The sequence below is a fragment of the Aeromicrobium sp. genome (assembly GCF_049587115.1).
In the GTDB taxonomy this organism is placed as follows: Bacteria; Actinomycetota; Actinomycetes; order Propionibacteriales; family Nocardioidaceae; genus Aeromicrobium.
The window spans coordinates 20,548-37,058 of the sequence record NZ_JBAVDI010000021.1; the positions used below are offsets into that span (position 1 = coordinate 20,548).

Sequence of the window (16,511 nt, forward strand, 5' to 3'; positions counted from 1 at the left end):
ATCAGCCCAGGGCCCGGACGACGGTGCTGGCCGGCTCCTTGCCGAGCACGCCAGCCATCCAGACGCTGGTCTGCACCAACGCCTCGAGGTCAACGCCGTGCTCGATGCCCAGACCCGTCAACATCCACACCAGGTCTTCGGTCGCCAGATTGCCGGTCGCGCTCTCGGCGTAGGGGCACCCGCCAAGGCCGCCGGCCGAGGCGTCGAAGGTCGTGATGCCGTGTCGCAGCGCGGCATAGGCATTGGCCAGCGCCTGCCCGTAGGTGTCGTGGAAGTGCATCGCCAGCCGGTCGACATCGACCCCCGCAGCTCCGAAGGCGTCGATCAACGCGCCGACGTGGGCCGCGGTCGCCACGCCGATCGTGTCGCCGATCGACAGCTGCGAAGCGCCCAGGTCGAGCAGCCGGGTGCCGACCTCGACGACCTGCTCGATCGGAACGTGACCCTCCCACGGGTCTCCGAAGCACATCGAGACGTACGCCCGAACGTCGACGCCTGCTTCCTGTGCGCGGGACACCACCGGCTCGAACATCGCGAACTGGGAGTCCAGTGTTGCGTTGAGGTTCTTCTGCGCGAACGTCTCGGTCGCGCTGCCGAAGATCGCAATGTGCGGGCAGCCTGCATCCAGTGCGCGCTCCAGGCCCCGCTCGTTGGGAACCAGCACCGGCAGCGGGGTCGACCCGTCGATCGGCAGGCCGGCGACGAGCTCGGCGGCGTCGGCGAGCTGCGGGACCCATCGGGGGTGCACGAAGCTCGTGGCCTCGACGATGGGCAGCCCAGCGGCAACGAGTCGGCCGATGAACTCGATCTTGTCGGCAAGCGGCACGATCGCGGCCTCGTTCTGCAGACCGTCGCGCGGTCCCACTTCGTAGATCGTGACCCGCTCGGGGAGTCCGGGGTCGCGGACGATCATCGGTGTCATCACGCCTCCTGCACATCCGTCGGATCGACCGTGAACAGCACATGTCTGATCGGCACCTGGTCACCGACGCTGGCGCCGACGTGCGAAACGACGCCATCGTAGGGAGCCACCAACGACAGCTCAATCTTCATCGCCTCCACCACACCGAGCTGCTGTCCGAGCGTCACGATGTCTCCCGGCACGACATCGACCCGCAGCACCGTGCCGGGCATGGGTGACACGAGATCCGCGTCGGTGGCGGCACCGCGCTGGTGTCCACCGCGCATCGGATCGGGGGCGTCGAGTCGCCAAGTCTGACCTCGCCACGCGATCGTCAGGCCGTCGGTGTCCGCGATCGCCAGCTCGGCCGCGAAGGACTTCTCGTCGCCGTCGAACGTGTGCTCCCAGGTGCGGTCGGCCTCATCCACCAGCACGATCCGGAGCGCGGCGGGATCGGCGCCGGAGCGCCAGCCGTCGTGAATCGACAGCGGCGAGCTGCCATCGGGAAGCGTCAGCTCAGCCCACAGCAAGGCTGCGGCTCGTGCTGCCGGCTCCGACAGGGGCGGCGCGGCCAACAGGTCCGTGGCCGCGTCGCTGTCGAGCCAGGCGGTGTGGACCCGGCCGGCGGCGAACTCGTCGCTCGCGACCAGTCGCCGGACGAAACCCACATTGGTCGTCACGCCGAAGATCCCCGTGTCGTCGAGCGCGGCGAGCATGCGCAGACGGGCGTCCTCGCGGTCCGTGCCGGCGACGACGATCTTCCCCAGCATCGGGTCGTAGGCCGTCGAGACCTCCTGATCGCCGAGCAGATCGGTCTCGACCCGAACATTCTCGGGCCACGCAGCGGCGAGAACGTGTCCCGCCTGGGGGACGAAGCCGGCGTACGGATCCTCGGCGTAGACCCGGACCTCCATCGCGTGGCCCCTCGCGGTGATCTGGTCCTGGGTCAGCGGCAGATCGTGGCCCGCGGCAACCAGCAGCTGCCACTGCACAAGATCAAGGCCGGTGACTTCCTCGGTGACCGGGTGCTCGACCTGCAGGCGGGTGTTCATCTCCAGGAAGTACGCCTGACCATCGGCGACGAGGAACTCGACCGTGCCGGCGCCGGTGTAGCCGACTTCACGGCACAGTGCGACGGACGAGTCGTGCAGCGTTCGGCGAAGCTCGTCGCTGAGTCCGTGGGCCGGCGCCTCCTCGATGACCTTCTGGTGCCGGCGCTGCACCGAACAGTCGCGCTCGAACAGGTGCACCACGTGCCCGGATTCGTCCCCGAAGACCTGCACCTCGATGTGCCGTCCGGCTTCGACGTACTTCTCGACGAGCAGCGTGTCATCACCGAAGGCAGACACCGCCTCCCGACGAGCCGCGTCGATTGCGGCCGCAAGGCCACCGGCCTCGCGGACGATCCGCATGCCTTTGCCGCCCCCGCCGGCCGCAGCCTTGACCAGGACGGGGAAGGCACCGCCCGGCACCTCCTGCGGGTCGAAGTGTGGCGCGACAGGGACACCGGCGCGCTCGGCGATCGTCCGGGCGCGGTCCTTGCGACCCATCGCGTCCATCACATCGGCGGTCGGCCCGATGAACACCAGTCCAGCGTCGACGACGGCCCGGGCGAACTCAGCTCGCTCGGACAGGAAGCCGTAGCCGGGATGCACCGCTTCGGCACCGGACTGCTTGGCCGCAGCCAGCACCCGATCGATCGAGAGGTACGACTCACTGGCCGGGGTCGGACCGACGTGCACCGCATCGTCGGCCAGCCGCACGTAGGGCGCATCGGTGTCAGCGTCGGAGTAGATCGCGATGCTGCGCAGACCAGCCTCACGGCAGGCCAGGATCACCCGCCGGGCGATCTCGCCGCGATTGGCGACCAGGACACTCGAGAACGTCATGCGATCACTCGGTTTCTCGCGGCGTAACCGCAGAGTCGATTCAAAAGGTGCCGACGCAACATTTCGCCCCCTACATCCGGAAGACGCCGAATTGAGGCGCCGGCGTCGGGGTGGCTGCGGCAATCGACAGACCCATGCCGAGCACGCGGCGGGTGTCGACCGGGTCGATGATGCCGTCGTCCCACAGCCGTGCACTGGAGTAGTAAGGCGAACCCTGCACGTCGTACTGCTCGCGGATCGGCGCGCGGAACGCTTCTTCGTCCTCCGCGGACCACTCGCCCCCCTTGGCCTCGATACCGTCTCGGCGCACCGTTGCGAGCACGGCAGAGGCCTGCTCACCGCCCATGACCGAGATCCGCGCGTTGGGCCACATCCACAGGAACCGCGGCTCGTACGCCCGGCCGCACATACCGTAGTTGCCGGCACCGAAGGATCCGCCGATCACCACTGTGAACTTCGGGACGACCGAGGACGCGACCGCGGTGACGAGCTTGGCGCCGTCCTTGGCGATGCCCTTGTTCTCGTACTCCTGACCGACCATGAACCCGGTGATGTTCTGCAGGAAGACCAGCGGGATGCCGCGTTGATTGGCCAGCTCGATGAAGTGGGCACCCTTGAGTGCGGCCTCGCTGAACAGGATTCCGTTGTTGGCGATGATCGCCACCGGGTAGCCCCAGATCCGGGCGAAGCCGCACACCAGGGTCTCACCGTAGAGAGGTTTGAACTCGTGCAGGCGCGAGTCGTCGACGACCCGGCGGATGACCTCCCGAACGTCGTAGGGCGTACGCCCGTCGACCGGCACCACGTCATAGAGCGTCTGAGGATCCTCGGCCGGCTCGACCGGCTCGTGCGGCGGCGGCACACTGGTCGTCCGTTCGAGCGTGCCGACGATCGACCGGACGATCTGCAGGGCGTGCTCGTCGTCGTCCGCGAGGTGGTCGACGACCCCGGAGAGCCGGGCGTGGACGTCGCCGCCACCCAGGTCCTCGGTCGTCACGACCTCGCCCGTCGCAGCCTTGACCAGCGGCGGGCCGCCCAGGAAGATCGTGCCCTGCTCCTTGACGATCACCGATTCGTCACTCATCGCCGGAACGTACGCCCCACCAGCGGTGCACGATCCCATGACGGCGGCGATCTGCGGAATCTGCGCCGCCGACATCTGAGCCTGGTTGTAGAAGATGCGGCCGAAGTGCTCCCGGTCGGGGAAGACCTCGTCCTGCATCGGCAGGAATGCGCCGCCGGAGTCGACCAGGTAGATGCACGGCAGGTTGTTCTGCTGCGCGATGGTTTGTGCTCGCAGGTGCTTCTTGACCGTCAACGGGTAGTAGGTGCCGCCCTTGACTGTCGCGTCATTCGCCACGATCACACAGTCCCGGCCGCTTACCCGCCCGATACCGGTCACGATTCCTGCACTGGGAACCTCGCCGCCGTACATCTCGTGAGCCGCCAGGGGCGCGATCTCGAGAAAGGGCGAGCCGGGATCCAACAGATGATCGACGCGGTCGCGGGGCAGCAGCTTGCCGCGGGCGACGTGCCGTTGCCGAGACGTCGCGCTCCCCCCTGCGCGCACGGTGGCGAGGGTGGTCCGCAGCTCTTCCACGAGTTGGCGCATGGATCAAAGGTTAACAGTCGTTAACCAGTTTCGGCTACAGTGGCGCAGTGAGCACGTCCCGACGCCAGCAGATCCTCGACACCGCCGCAGCATTGTTCGCCGAGCGCGGCTTTCATGGTGTCTCGGTCCATGACATCGGCAGCGCCTGCGGGATCTCCGGACCCGCGCTCTACAAGCACTTTGCGGGCAAGGACGACATCCTCACCCAGTCCCTGACCGCAGTCAGCGAGGAGCTTCTCGCCGAGGGAGAGGCCAGGGCCGCCGCGGCAGCCAGTCCCGCGGCGGCACTCGAACGGCTGATTGCGTGGCACATCGACTTCGCACTGGGTCACCCCGCGCTCATCGTCATCCAGGAGCGCGAGTGGGCCAACCTGGATGCCACGGGGCGCAAGCAGGTCCGTCGCCTGCAGCTGGCATATGTCGACATCTGGGTCGCCGTGCTGCGAGGCCTGAGAGACGACCTGGATCCCAGAGAGGCCAGAGCCGTGGTCCAGGCGACCTTCGGTCTGCTCAACTCGACTCCACACAGTGCGCGGATCAGCGAGGCCGTGATGCGCTCCAGGCTGGCGCTGATGGCGCGATCGGCGCTTCGCGCCTAGGCCGAGGCGCGGACGGTACCGGTCAGGCGTCCTTGAGGGTGCGCCAGGACACGACAGCGGCCGCGAGAGCCACGAAGATCGCCGTGGCCGAGGTCATCTGAACGCCCAGGTCGAAGGCAGCGTGCGCGGATCGCACGAGCTCCTCACCGACGACATTGGGATAGTTGTCGGCGTACTCCATCGTGCCACCGAGGGTCTCGAACGAGGAGTCACCACCTCCCCAGCGCGCAACGGCCGGCACCGTCAGGTGCGAGCGGTACGCCGAGGTCAGGATGCTTCCGAGCACCGCGGTTCCCAGCACCGCGCCGACCTCGTACGCCGTCTCGGAGATCGCCGACGCCGCACCCGCCTTGTGCGGCGGCACGCTCGACAGCATCAGGTCGTTGGTCAAGGTCTCGGCCAACCCGATGCCCAGTCCCAGCACGGTGAACGCGATCATGATCGACCACGTCGTGGGCGTCCCGAGGAACGCCGCGATGCCGTAGCCCGAGGCCGAGAGCACGAAGCTGCCCGCCACCAGGGCCCGGGCGGGGAAGAGCCGCACCAGTCGTACGGCGGCGAAGCCTCCGAGCACCGTCACGGCCAGCCCCGGAAGCAGCACCGTCGCCGCCGACATCGGGGACAGGCCTGCCACCAGCTGGAGGAACTGTGCCGCGAAGAACACGAAGCCGGCGTAGCCCATCAGGCTCAGCAGGTTCGCCACGATCGCACCGCTGAAGACCCGGTCGGAGAACAGCGACATGTCGACCATGGGCTCGACGAGTCGGTGCTGGCGCCGGACGAACAGGAGCCCGCTGACGATCCCGGTGGTGAAGCTCACGATCGCGACCTCGCTCACGCCGTGCTCGGCGACCTGCTTGATGCCGACGACAAATGGCAGCATCGCCGTCATCGACAGCACGATGCTGGGCAGGTCCACGCGGCCGGGTCGTGGATCACGAGACTCGGGAAGCAGCAGCACCGCGGCCACCAGGAAGACCGCAATGATCGGCACGTTGATCAAGAAGACCGAGCCCCACCAGAAGTGCTCGAGCAGCCACCCGCCGACGACTGGGCCGAGCGCCGCGCCGCCGGCGAACGCCGAGGCCCACGTCGCGACCGCGAGTCGGCGATCCTCACGGTTCGTGAAGATGTTGCGGATCAACGACAGCGTCGACGGCATCAAGGTCGCACCGAAGACGCCCAGCAGCGCCCGTGAGGCGAACAGTGCTTCCGCGCTCGGGCTGTACGCGGCGAAGACCGAAGCGACGCCGAAGCCGAAAGCGCCGACCAGCAGGAGCTTGCGCCGCCCGATCCGGTCGCCGATGCTCCCCATAGCGATCAGCAGGCCCGCGAGCATCAGCGGGTAGATGTCTACGAGCCACAGCAGCTGCTCACCCGTCGGGTGCAGTGCGGTGCTGACCTGTGGCAGGGCAAAGCTCAGCACCGTGTTGTCGATCGAGGTCAGCAGGACCGGCAGCAGGAGGACGCCCAGCGCCAGCCAGTCGCGCACTCCGGCGCGCGGTGATTGGGTCGATTCGGCGCGGTAGCGCGGGTCGATGGTGGTCATCGGGTCCTCCTCTCGTCGTTCGAGTTGACTATACCGTCCAGACGGTACAGTCAATGACCCGATCGATGGTGATATTCCTCTCGGTAGGGTGGGCGCATGACCGCCGGGGAACGATCAACCAGAGATCGCCTGCTCGACGCCTTCGAGACCCTGCTGGTGACGGGGGGCAGTCGCTCGGCCACGCTCGACGCGGTGGCGGCCGAGGCCGAGGTCTCCAAGGGAGGCCTGCTCTACCACTTCCACAGCAAGGACGAGCTGGTCGACGGCATGCTGGATCGGCTTCGGGAGCAGGGGGACACCGACGTCGCCAAGATGCGCACTGCGAAGAAGGGCCCGGTCGAGTTCTACCTCGCGACCTCGATCAACACCGGAAGCGACTTCGATCGCGCACTGGTGGCCGCCGGACGCATCGCGCAGGAGAGTGACTCACGAGCCTCGGCGGCTCTCGCAGATCTGCGCGAGGGCTGGTTCACGGTGCTCCGCGAGCACCTGGGTGACGAATCGCTCGCACGGACGATCCAGCTGATCGGTGACGGACTCTACTTCGCCGACACGACCGGGCTCACCGAGAAGAACGCGCTCAAGCACGTACGCGACGTGCTCAGGCGCCTCGACGTCCTCTAGCCGGGAAGCTGCCGCGCCGGGACCGATTCCACGCAACAATCGACCGTTGTTCACCCGTCGTGCCCGTAGCGTGCACGGCTCCGACACCTGACGCACGTGGACTCGGGTCATGACTTTCGTTCACCCGTACGTCCGCCGCACAGTCCACGCCGTCGGCGTCGCCGCGCTCGCCACCGGAGCCGTGACCGCACCAGCGGCCGCCACCAGTACGACACCCACGACCGCACCCACGACAACGGACCGCCGCCACCAGGCCATCACCATCTTCGCCCACCGCGGTGCCTCCGGCTACCGTCCCGAGCACACGCTCGCCGCGTACGAGCTGGCGATCAGACTCGGCGCCGACTACATCGAGCCCGATCTGGTCAGCACCAAGGACGGCGTCCTGGTCGCCCGGCACGAGAACGAGATCAGCGGCACGACCGACGTCGCCGACCACCCGGAGTTCGCTGAGCGCAAGACCACCAAGGTCGTCGACGGGGTTGCCGAGAGCGGGTGGTTCACCGAGGACTTCACGCTCCGCGAGCTCAGCACCCTACGCGCCAAGGAACGGCTGCCGTCCGTGCGTGCCGGCAACACTCGTTACGACGGCATGTTCCAGATTCCGACCTTTGACGAGGTCCTGGCGCTGGCGAACCGTGAGGGCCGCAAGCGGGGTCGCGTGATCGGCGTCGCCCCCGAGACCAAGCACCCCACGTACTTCCGAACGGTCGGTCTTCCGCTCGAGCAGCCGATGCTGCGGTCGCTGCGCCGGGCGCATCGTGACTCCTCCCGCTCCAGGGTCGTCATCCAGTCCTTCGAGACCGGAAATCTGCGCAGTCTCGCCCAGCAGACCCGGGTGCCGCTGGTCCAGCTCACATCCGCCTCCGGCGCACCGTACGACCTGGCTGCTGCCGGTGACCCACGGACGTACGCCGACCTGATGACGCCCGCAGGTCTGCGCGACGTCGCAACCTACGCCGACTGGCTCGGTCCGGAGAAGAACAGCGTCATCCCGCGCGACGCCCAGGGATTCCTCACATCCCCGACGCCGCTGGTCAAGGATGCACACCGCGCGAGGCTCAAGGTCGTCGCGTACACCTTCCGAGACGAGAACCGGTTCCTGCCCGCCGACTTCCGCGACGGAACGTCACCGAATACGAAGGGCGACATCTTCGGCGAGCTCGAGCGGTTCTTCGAGGCGGGCCTGGACGGGGTCTTCGCCGACTACACCGACAGCGCCGATGCTGCCCGGGACTGGTGGCAGCGGCACTAGTGCTCGGTGGGCGGCTGTTCTAGCCTGAGGACATGTGCCGCAACATCCGTACGCTCCACAACTTCGAGCCCGCCGCCACCGGGGACGAGGTGCACGCCGCCGCCCTGCAGTACGTCCGCAAGGTCAGCGGTTCGGCCAAGCCGTCCAAGGCCAACGAGCAAGCGTTCAACCGCGCCGTCGCCGAGATCGCCCACATCACCGGGCACCTCCTCGAGGACCTGGTCACAACCGCCGCGCCCAAGGATCGGGAGGTCGAGGCCACCAAGGCCCGGGCGCGCGCCGCCCGACGCTACGCCCCCGCCTGAGCCAACCTCGCGCGGAAAGTCAGACCTTGCGGAGCTTGAGGAAGATGCTCGGGCCGAAGTTCTTCTTGGCCAGCCGGCGCTGGGTTGCGCGCTCGGCAGTGAGCAGTGCACGGGTCGGGAGCGCCCGCTTGAGCTTCTGACTGCGCAGGTTGGACACCGACAGCTTGCTGTCGAGCACCAGTCCCGCAGCCTGCAGCTGGCCGAGCACCGTGTCGATGTTGTGGTTGACGAAGGCGATCGCGTCGGGCTCGTCGGCTTTCACCGTGCGGATGTTGACCGGCTCGGTCGGCAGCGGCGTGCCTTCCTTCTTGTGTCGGCGACGGTTCTTGAAGTGGCCGTAGTTGGCTACCTCGATGATCGCGGTGCCACCGGGCGCGAGCACGCGCGCGATCTCGGCGAACTCGGCCGTCGGATCCGGTAGGTGGTGCATGACGCGGATCATCGTGATCAGGTCGAGCTCACCGTCGGCGAACTTGAGGTCGTCAGCCTGCATCTGGAGCTGCGCGATGTCGGTGCCCTCGAGCACCTTCTTGGCTGCCTCGAGCTGTGATGCGGCCGGCTCGGCGAGGGTGACCTCGTCCGAGAACGTCCGCAGCAAGATGCACAGTCGGCCGAAACCGCCACCGATGTCCGCGGCCCGACGGAAGTGGTTGCCCTTCAGCAGGCGCCGGATGGCGATGTGCTCCGCGGCGTTCTCGTAGTCCCGGTTGTCCCAGTACTTGGTGTAGTCGTAGCCGCGCTCGTACTGGTTGGCGACCTTCTTGGAAGGCTTGTCGTCACTCACGCCGAACACAGTAACAACCCCTGGCACGCAGCCCGAATCGCCGGCCGAACTACGGGCCGTACGTCCGCGGCCCGAAGGCGGGGCTCTCCTTGGCCATGCCGGCCCGACGAGCGATGGTCGTGTTCTTGGACTTGAACATTGCTGCTTGCAGCCGCCGCTCAAGTCGGTAGGCCTTGCGGAGACTCTGGTGCCGGTTGGCGTACAGCAGGCGCTTGGTCGCTGCGACCGAGTCGGGAGACCGCTCGATGATCTGCTCGATGAAACCCAGTGCGGCCTTGAGCGGGTCATCGCTGACCTCGGTGGCCAGACCCAGCTCGACCGCCCGCTTGCCGGTGATCGATTCGCCAGTCATCGACAGCCGCATCACGACGTCGGCGGGAAGCAGCTCCCCGAACGGCACCGTCCCGGCCATGTCGGGGACGAGCCCCCACTTCGCCTCGAGGATCGACCAGGTCGCGTCTGGTGTCGTGAACCGCAGGTCCGCCCCGGCAGCGAGCTGAACGCCCGCGCCGTAGCAGTGTCCATGCACCACTGCGACGACCGGAACCGGAAGATCGCGCCAGATGGCCGTGACCTTCTGGAAACGGTTGACCATCCGCGGGCCAGCGAAGAAGAACCGGGCGACCCGCCGCTTGTCCTTGAAGGCCGCGCCGAAGTCGAGTCCGGCACAGAACGAGCGACCGCTGCCCTGCAGCACGACCGCGCGGATGTCCCGGTTGCCCCGGAGCGCCTCGGCCGCCGCGATCAGCTCGTCGATCAGCTCAAGATCGACACCGTTGAGCTTGTCCGGCCGGTTGAGAGTCACGTACGCGATCGGGCCATCGATCTCGGTGAGCACACGGGGTTCAGTCATGCGGGGATGATATCCGGGCAGGCCACGGTCGTGCCGCACTCCCATCGCCGGCATAACTTCGGCGCACAGGCGCGCGTTGATCAGTCCATGCATCGTCCCCTGCTGGCCACTGTCGGTCTGATCCTGCTCATTCCCGTCACCGTCTGGGCCATCGCGCGAGGTCCTGCCGATGCCGCGACATCGCCCGGTCCACGCACCGTGATGTACGTCGGCAACAACTGGGACGGCACGGCCGATGTCATCGACGCTGCGACGTACCGCCGGCTCAAGCGGGTCGATGTCGCGCCGGACCGGGCAGCACGGATAGCCGAGATCAAGGCGAACCCGGTCAAGCTGGCGTACTACCTCGCCATCGGCCAGCTCGTGGGCGAAGGTCATGACCAGCTCGTCGACGACATGTTCAGCACTCCTGACGGAACCCTGCTGGCCGTGTCCCGACCCAGCCTCGCCGACGTCGTCGGGATCAACCTCGCAACCGGCAAGATCGCGTGGCGCTTTCCGATGGAGGGCTACCGCACCGACCACATGGGAGTCTCGCCGGACGGCAGACGCCTGCTGGTGTCCGACTCGACAGCGAACAAGGTGCACGAGCTCGAGCTGCGGACGGGGCGCAAGCTGCGCGAGTTCCCCTCCGGTGACACACCCCACGAGAGCAATTACACCAAGAACGGTGACCGCATCTTCCACGCCAGCATCGGTCGGGTCTACGTCCCAGGCAATCTGGGAGCCCTGGGTCAGGCGGCCTCGATCGTCAAGGGGAAGCAGGTCTTCCAGATCGTCGACAACAAGACCTTCGGGATCACCAAGCAGTGGGACATCGGGCAGAAGCTCGACGAGGCCGGCTACCCGGGCATGAGCTCGGCCGTCCGCCCCATGGCGGTCGCTCCCGACGAGCGATTCGTGTACCTCCAGGTGTCGTTCTTCCACGGTTTCGTGGAGTTCGACACCGCCGGAGCGGGCAAGGTGACTCGGGTAGCGCTCCTGCCGCAGAGCGAAGAGGCCAAGAAGACCCCCGAGTCCCAGTACGTCCTCAACTCGGCACACCACGGCATCGCGATGAATGCAGCCGGCACCTCGCTGTGCGTCGCGGGCACGATGTCGGACTACGCAGCGATCGTCAGCCGCGAATCCTTCCGACACACGATCATCCCCGTCGGCCCCAAACCGTACTGGGCCACGACCGGGCCGACCGGCAAGACCTGCTGGATGTCCACCAGCGGCAACGACCAGGTGGCCGTCATCGACTACGCCACCAAGAAGATCGTCAAGCGCATCCCCGTCGGCGATCATCCGCAGCGGATTCGGGAGGGCCGGGTCGCGGCCAAGGTGCTGACTGCCTGGAAATGAGGTAGGCAGGTTTAGCCCGGTCCTCGCTGGGCACTACCGACCCATGGTGAACGTCAAGAGACTCCCCGTACCGCTCATCGAGAAGTATGAGTGGCAGTACCAGGGCGCGTGCATGGGCGCCGACAGTGACGTCTTCTTCTCGCCCGAGGCCGAACGCGGCGCCAAGCGCATCCGGCGCGAGGAGAACGCCAAGAAGGTCTGCCTCACGTGTCCGGTGATCGATCGCTGCCGAGAGCATGCTCTGTCTGTGCAGGAGCCTTACGGCGTGTGGGGTGGCATGAGCGAGGGCGAGCGTGCCGTGCTGTACCGCAACATCGCGAGCTGAACTGCCGCGACGGAGGACACCGCCCCGAGGCCTGCGTCGGTACGACTTCGATACGAGGAGCGACATGAGCAGACTGACTGGAAAGAAGATCGCCTTCCTGACTTCGCAGGTCGGAGTGGAGAAGGCAGAACTCACGTCTCCCTGGCGGGCCGTGCTCGATGCCGGCGGAGAGCCGACCCTGATCGCACCCGAGAAGTCGCCGGTGCAGTCCATGGTCGGCGACGTCGACAAGGACGAGGAGTTCGATCCCGACTCGGTCGTCGCGGATGTGAGCGTCGCTGACTTCGACGCGCTGGTGATCCCCGGCGGCACCGTGAATGCCGACAAGGTGCGTGCCGACGAAGACTCGGTGGCTCTGGTCAAGCAGTTCGTTGCGGCCGGCAAGCCGATCGCCGCCATCTGCCACGGCCCCTGGGCCTTGGTCGAGGCCGGCGTGCTCCCCGGCAAGACGCTCACCTCGTACCCGAGTCTGCGAACCGACATCACCAACGCGGGCGGCTCATGGGTCGATGAGCAGGTCTTCCACTGCACGGCAGAGGGCTGGGACTTGGTCACGTCACGCAATCCCCACGACCTCGACGCGTTCAACTCCGCCTTGACCGACGTCTTCTCGGAGGCCTGAGCGCCGTGTCTGCGACCCGAAAGCCCAGCACCTCGGCCAAGATCCTGTATCGGCCGGTCGGACTCATCAGCTCGATCATCGGCGGCCTGATCGCGTCGTTGCTGTTCAAGAACATCTGGAAGCGGGTCAGCGCGGGCGACGACGCCGATCCTCCCGGTGCCCTGCAGTCGGAATACGGATTCAAGGAGATCCTCGTCGCTGCCGTGCTGCAGGGCGCGATCTACGCCGCGGTCAAGGCAATCATCCAGCGCCAGGGTGCCAAGGGCTTCCAGCGCGTGACGGGGGAGTGGCCCGGTTCGTGATCATGCGTGCAGCAGCGACGCGCTCCGCGGTGCAGGACCCCTCACTGTGAACAATCGCGTCGCGTGAAGAAATCTTCACCTGCGATACCGTTCGGTGAGATTCGCGCCACCCGTGAGTGCGTTCTGCAAGTTGAGAGGGCATGATCGAGCGATGGCCGACGTTGATGCAGCACTGGACGAAGCAGGACTCAGCAACCCCCGGGTGCGTGAATACGTGCACCACTGGGCTGAGCTCACCGGAGCAGGTCGGATCGAGGTGGTGGGTGCGTCCGACGACGCGCGACTGATCGCCGAGGCGCTGGAGGCCGGCGAGCTCGAACCGGCAGGCGAGGGGCTCTACTACTCCCGCAGCTATGTCAAGGACACGGCGCGCTCGGAAGAGCGCACGATTGTCGCGACGAACAACCCCGAGGACAAGGGCGTCTACAACAACTGGCGCCCGGCCTCGGAGATGCGGCCCATGCTCGAGGACCGCATGCGCGGCGCCTCGCAGGGCAAGACCATGTACGTCATCCCGTATCTGATGGCACCTCCCGGCAACGCGCTCGCTCCGTGGGCCACCGGCGTGCAGGTGACCGACACCCGCACCGTTGTCCTGCACATGATCCGCATGGCTCGCGTCGGTGTCGAGTTCCTCGAGGGGCTCGACGATCCTGACCAGTTCGTGCGCGCAGTCCACGTGACCGGTGACCTGGAGAATCTGGGCCAGGGCACGCCAGAGGACCAGCGCTACTTCGTGACCGTCGCCGACGAGCGCACGATCCTGCACTTCGGCTCGTCTTATGGTGGAAATGCGCTGCTGGGCAAGATCGCCCACGGCCTTCGCCAGGCCGCGTACGACGGATGGGCGTCCCGTAAGTTCCTTGCCGAGCAATACATGCTGATCGGCATTCACGACAAGGAGACCGGCAAGACGCACCACATCTGCGGTGGCTTCCCGAGCGCCTCGGGCAAGACCAACCTCGCGATGATGCTGGCGCCGGACGTGCTCGGCGATCGCTACCACGTGTCGTTCTATGGTGACGACATCGCCTGGCTGTGGGTCGACGAGACCAGCGGCAAGCTCTACGGCATGAACCCGGAGTACGGCGTCTTCGGGGTCGCGAAGGACACCAACGAAGGCACCAACCCCACGGCGCTGTCCTCCATCGCCGAGGGCACCGAGGCAATCTTCACCAACATCGCCTACAACCCCACGACCCGCGAGGTGTGGTGGGAAGGACGTACCCCCGCACCGCCGGCAGATCCGAGCGGCTGGCTCGACTGGACGGGTGCACCGATCGCCGATCGCGAGGCGGGCGATGACAGCCCGTGGGCGCACCCCAACAGTCGGTTCACCACCACGCTGGACAACGTCCCGAACATCGCCCCGGACTACAACGCGGCGACCGGCGTCCCGATCGACGCGATCATCGTTGGAGGCCGCACCCGTGATCGTGAGCCGCTCATCCGCGCCATCACCGATCTGGCTGAGGGCGTCTACGACGGCCTGACGCTGGGCGCCGAGGCCACCTCGGCCGCCGAGGGTGTCGAGGGTCAGCTGCGGTACGACCCGATGTCCAACCGGCCGTTCATGGCCTACGGCGAGGGTGACTACGCCGCGCATTACCTCAAGATCGTCGGAGCGGCCAAGGACCTGCCGATCTTCGCCCACGTCAACTGGTTCCAGCGGGACCCCGAGGACGGCCACTTCCTGTGGCCCGGATACCGCGACAACCTGCGCCCACTCCTGTGGCTACTGCAGCTCAAGAACGGTGAGGTCTCGGGTCGACAGACCCCGGTGGGCATCATCCCGACTGCCGAGGAGCTCAACCTCGACGGCGTCGACATCACGCCGGAGGACCTCGAGACAATCCTGTCGATCGACAATCAACGCTGGCGTCAGGAGATGGGATTCCGCGAGGAACACCTGCAGCAGTTCACCAATCTTCCCGAGGAGATCTGGGTGGCGCACCGTCGCGTCGCCGCCTCCCTTGACGCCGAGGCCTGAGGCGCGGACCACACGAGCTCCCCGTTCCCACACACCACGCTCGCGCGAAGACTCCTGGAAAAGGCGAAGCCCCGGTGGCGAGGATTCCTCACCACCGGGGCTGCTGTGCATTTGTGCGCGAGGGGGGATTTGAACCCCCACGCCCTTGCGGACACTGGCACCTGAAGCCAGCGCGTCTACCATTCCGCCACCCGCGCGTGGTCCCCACACGACTGCTCAGGGACCGGTAAACGAGTCTAACAGGCCGCGCGAGAACTGATTCCGCGCGCCTGTCCTCGACGGAGATGCGGGACGGGCGGCCTCTGCAGATACGATCGCAGGGTACGGACGCGACGACAGAAGGGTGGAGGCCGATGGCGGGGGTGCTGCAGCGATTCGAGCAACGCCTCGAGGGAGCTGTCTCCAGCGCGTTCGCCCGGGCCTTCCGCAGCGCCGTGCAGCCAGTCGAGATCGCCGCAGCCCTGCAGCGCGAGGTCGACAACTCCGCGCACATCCTGTCGCGTGAGCGGATGCTCGTGCCCAACGTCTTCACCGTGGAACTGTCACCGTCGGACTTCGAGCGGCTCGATCCGTTCAGCAACACCCTGGTCGACGAATTGTCGACGTTGGTCAAGGAGCACGTCGTGGAGCAGCGCTACACGATGGCCGGTCCGCTCGAGATCGCATTCACCAACTCCGGCAATCTCAGCACCGGACGCTTCCGAGTGCGCAGCAAGACCAATGCCTCAGTCACCCCGGTCGTCGGACAGCGAATGACCGACACCGCCATCCGCGGCTCCAACGTGTTGATCGAGGTCAACGGGATGAAGCACCCGTTGAATCCACCCGGCGTCGTGATCGGTCGAGGCAACGAAGCCGATCTCAAGATCGACGACCCCGGCATCTCGCGGCGACACTGCCAGATCAAGATCCACCAGAGCGGCACCGAGACCACCGTGACCGTCGTCGACCTCGACTCGACCAACGGCGTCGTCCTCAACGGTCACCGGGTCAAGACCGGGGTCGTGGTGGACGGGTCGGAGATCCGGCTGGGCAACACCGTCATCGTGATCCGCGTGACGGAGGTCGAGGCGTAGATGTCCGAGCTCACCCTCACGCTGATCAAGCTGGGCTTCCTGGCCGTGCTGTGGCTGTTCGTGCTGTCCGCGGTGTCGGTCATCCGCTCGGACATCTTCGGTGCCAAGGCACCCGCGTCCCCCCGGCCGGCCAAGACCAAGCAGAAGGCACCGGCACGGTCTCGGAGCCGCAAGACGCCCCGCGGAGTCCCGACCAAGCTGCAGGTCGTGTCCGGACCCAATGCCGGACAGAGCGTCCCGCTGGGCGACACCCCGATCCTCCTGGGCCGCGGCACCGATGCCGCGATCCGGCTCGACGACGACTACGTGTCGACCCGCCACGCGCGCTTCGCGACCAACGGTGAACAGTGGTTCGTCGAGGACCTCGGTTCAACCAACGGCACCTACCTGGGCAGCCAGCGCATCACCTCACCCATCCCCATCGGCCTGGGCATCGCAGTGCGACTGGGCAAGACCATCGTCGAGCTGCAGAAGTAAT

At 66.8% G+C, this 16,511-nt stretch carries 17 protein-coding genes and 1 tRNA gene; 11 read left to right on the forward strand and 7 right to left on the reverse strand.

From position 1 onward, the window contains the following. Position 1: 1 nt before the first annotated feature. The 3 genes from WB461_RS02150 to WB461_RS02160 form a co-directional block, all read right to left on the reverse strand. Positions 2–922: a hydroxymethylglutaryl-CoA lyase gene (locus tag WB461_RS02150; RefSeq protein ID WP_423851075.1), complete on the reverse strand. Its 921-nt coding sequence runs from the start codon at positions 920–922 to the stop codon at positions 2–4. Beyond that, complete coding sequence (locus tag WB461_RS02155) at positions 922–2,790, reverse strand: acetyl/propionyl/methylcrotonyl-CoA carboxylase subunit alpha (RefSeq protein WP_423851076.1); 1,869 nt, start codon at positions 2,788–2,790, stop codon at positions 922–924. The genes WB461_RS02150 and WB461_RS02155 overlap by 1 nt, the downstream gene beginning before the upstream one ends. A gap of 70 nt (positions 2,791–2,860) precedes the next feature. Beyond that, positions 2,861–4,402, reverse strand: a complete 1,542-nt coding sequence (locus WB461_RS02160) for a carboxyl transferase domain-containing protein (RefSeq protein WP_423851077.1) — start codon at positions 4,400–4,402, stop codon at positions 2,861–2,863. Positions 4,403–4,449: 47 nt separating this feature from the next. Between WB461_RS02160 and WB461_RS02165 the strand changes: the two genes are divergently transcribed. Continuing rightward, positions 4,450–5,001, forward strand: coding sequence for a TetR/AcrR family transcriptional regulator (locus WB461_RS02165; protein WP_423851078.1), 552 nt, complete (start codon positions 4,450–4,452; stop codon positions 4,999–5,001). A gap of 22 nt (positions 5,002–5,023) precedes the next feature. Here WB461_RS02165 and WB461_RS02170 read toward each other — a convergent pair whose 3' ends face one another. Further along, on the reverse strand, positions 5,024–6,550 hold the full coding sequence (locus WB461_RS02170; RefSeq protein WP_423851079.1) for an MFS transporter: 1,527 nt from the start codon (positions 6,548–6,550) through the stop codon (positions 5,024–5,026). A gap of 96 nt (positions 6,551–6,646) precedes the next feature. Between WB461_RS02170 and WB461_RS02175 the strand changes: the two genes are divergently transcribed. The 3 genes from WB461_RS02175 (at position 6,647) to WB461_RS02185 (ending at position 8,734) form a co-directional block, all read left to right on the forward strand. After that, positions 6,647–7,174, forward strand: a complete 528-nt coding sequence (locus tag WB461_RS02175) for a TetR/AcrR family transcriptional regulator (RefSeq protein ID WP_423851080.1) — start codon at positions 6,647–6,649, stop codon at positions 7,172–7,174. A gap of 109 nt (positions 7,175–7,283) precedes the next feature. Further along, the gene (locus tag WB461_RS02180; RefSeq protein WP_423851081.1) at positions 7,284–8,429 is read left to right on the forward strand and encodes a glycerophosphodiester phosphodiesterase; all 1,146 of its coding nucleotides are present in this window, start codon (positions 7,284–7,286) and stop codon (positions 8,427–8,429) included. Between the two features lie 32 nt (positions 8,430–8,461). After that, complete coding sequence (locus WB461_RS02185) at positions 8,462–8,734, forward strand: DUF2277 domain-containing protein (RefSeq protein WP_423851082.1); 273 nt, start codon at positions 8,462–8,464, stop codon at positions 8,732–8,734. A gap of 19 nt (positions 8,735–8,753) precedes the next feature. Here the strand turns inward: WB461_RS02185 and WB461_RS02190 are convergent, their stop codons facing one another. Then, complete coding sequence (locus WB461_RS02190) at positions 8,754–9,518, reverse strand: class I SAM-dependent methyltransferase (protein ID WP_423851083.1); 765 nt, start codon at positions 9,516–9,518, stop codon at positions 8,754–8,756. Between the two features lie 49 nt (positions 9,519–9,567). Continuing rightward, positions 9,568–10,371 (reverse strand): crotonase/enoyl-CoA hydratase family protein, encoded by an 804-nt coding sequence (locus tag WB461_RS02195; protein WP_423851084.1) that lies wholly within the window; start codon positions 10,369–10,371, stop codon positions 9,568–9,570. An 87-nt stretch (positions 10,372–10,458) separates the two neighbouring features. Between WB461_RS02195 and WB461_RS02200 the strand changes: the two genes are divergently transcribed. From WB461_RS02200 to WB461_RS02220, 5 genes are all read left to right on the forward strand, one after another. After that, entirely contained in the window at positions 10,459–11,718 is a 1,260-nt protein-coding gene (locus WB461_RS02200; protein ID WP_423851085.1) for a YncE family protein, read from the forward strand. A 43-nt stretch (positions 11,719–11,761) separates the two neighbouring features. Continuing rightward, on the forward strand, positions 11,762–12,043 hold the full coding sequence (locus WB461_RS02205; RefSeq protein ID WP_423851086.1) for a WhiB family transcriptional regulator: 282 nt from the start codon (positions 11,762–11,764) through the stop codon (positions 12,041–12,043). 64 nt (positions 12,044–12,107) lie between these two features. Continuing rightward, on the forward strand, positions 12,108–12,665 hold the full coding sequence (locus WB461_RS02210; protein ID WP_423851087.1) for a type 1 glutamine amidotransferase domain-containing protein: 558 nt from the start codon (positions 12,108–12,110) through the stop codon (positions 12,663–12,665). A 5-nt stretch (positions 12,666–12,670) separates the two neighbouring features. Continuing rightward, complete coding sequence (locus tag WB461_RS02215) at positions 12,671–12,967, forward strand: DUF4235 domain-containing protein (RefSeq protein ID WP_423851088.1); 297 nt, start codon at positions 12,671–12,673, stop codon at positions 12,965–12,967. 151 nt (positions 12,968–13,118) lie between these two features. Then, the gene (locus WB461_RS02220) at positions 13,119–14,957 is read left to right on the forward strand and encodes a phosphoenolpyruvate carboxykinase (GTP) (RefSeq protein ID WP_423851089.1); all 1,839 of its coding nucleotides are present in this window, start codon (positions 13,119–13,121) and stop codon (positions 14,955–14,957) included. Positions 14,958–15,071: 114 nt separating this feature from the next. Here the strand turns inward: WB461_RS02220 and WB461_RS02225 are convergent. Beyond that, positions 15,072–15,154: transfer RNA gene (locus tag WB461_RS02225), tRNA-Leu, on the reverse strand. A 156-nt stretch (positions 15,155–15,310) separates the two neighbouring features. On the opposite strand from WB461_RS02225, the gene WB461_RS02230 reads away from it, so the two are divergent. Continuing rightward, positions 15,311–16,033 (forward strand): FhaA domain-containing protein, encoded by a 723-nt coding sequence (locus WB461_RS02230; protein ID WP_423851090.1) that lies wholly within the window; start codon positions 15,311–15,313, stop codon positions 16,031–16,033. Continuing rightward, positions 16,034–16,510: an FHA domain-containing protein FhaB/FipA gene (locus WB461_RS02235; RefSeq protein ID WP_423851091.1), complete on the forward strand. Its 477-nt coding sequence runs from the start codon at positions 16,034–16,036 to the stop codon at positions 16,508–16,510. Position 16,511: the final 1 nt, after the last annotated feature.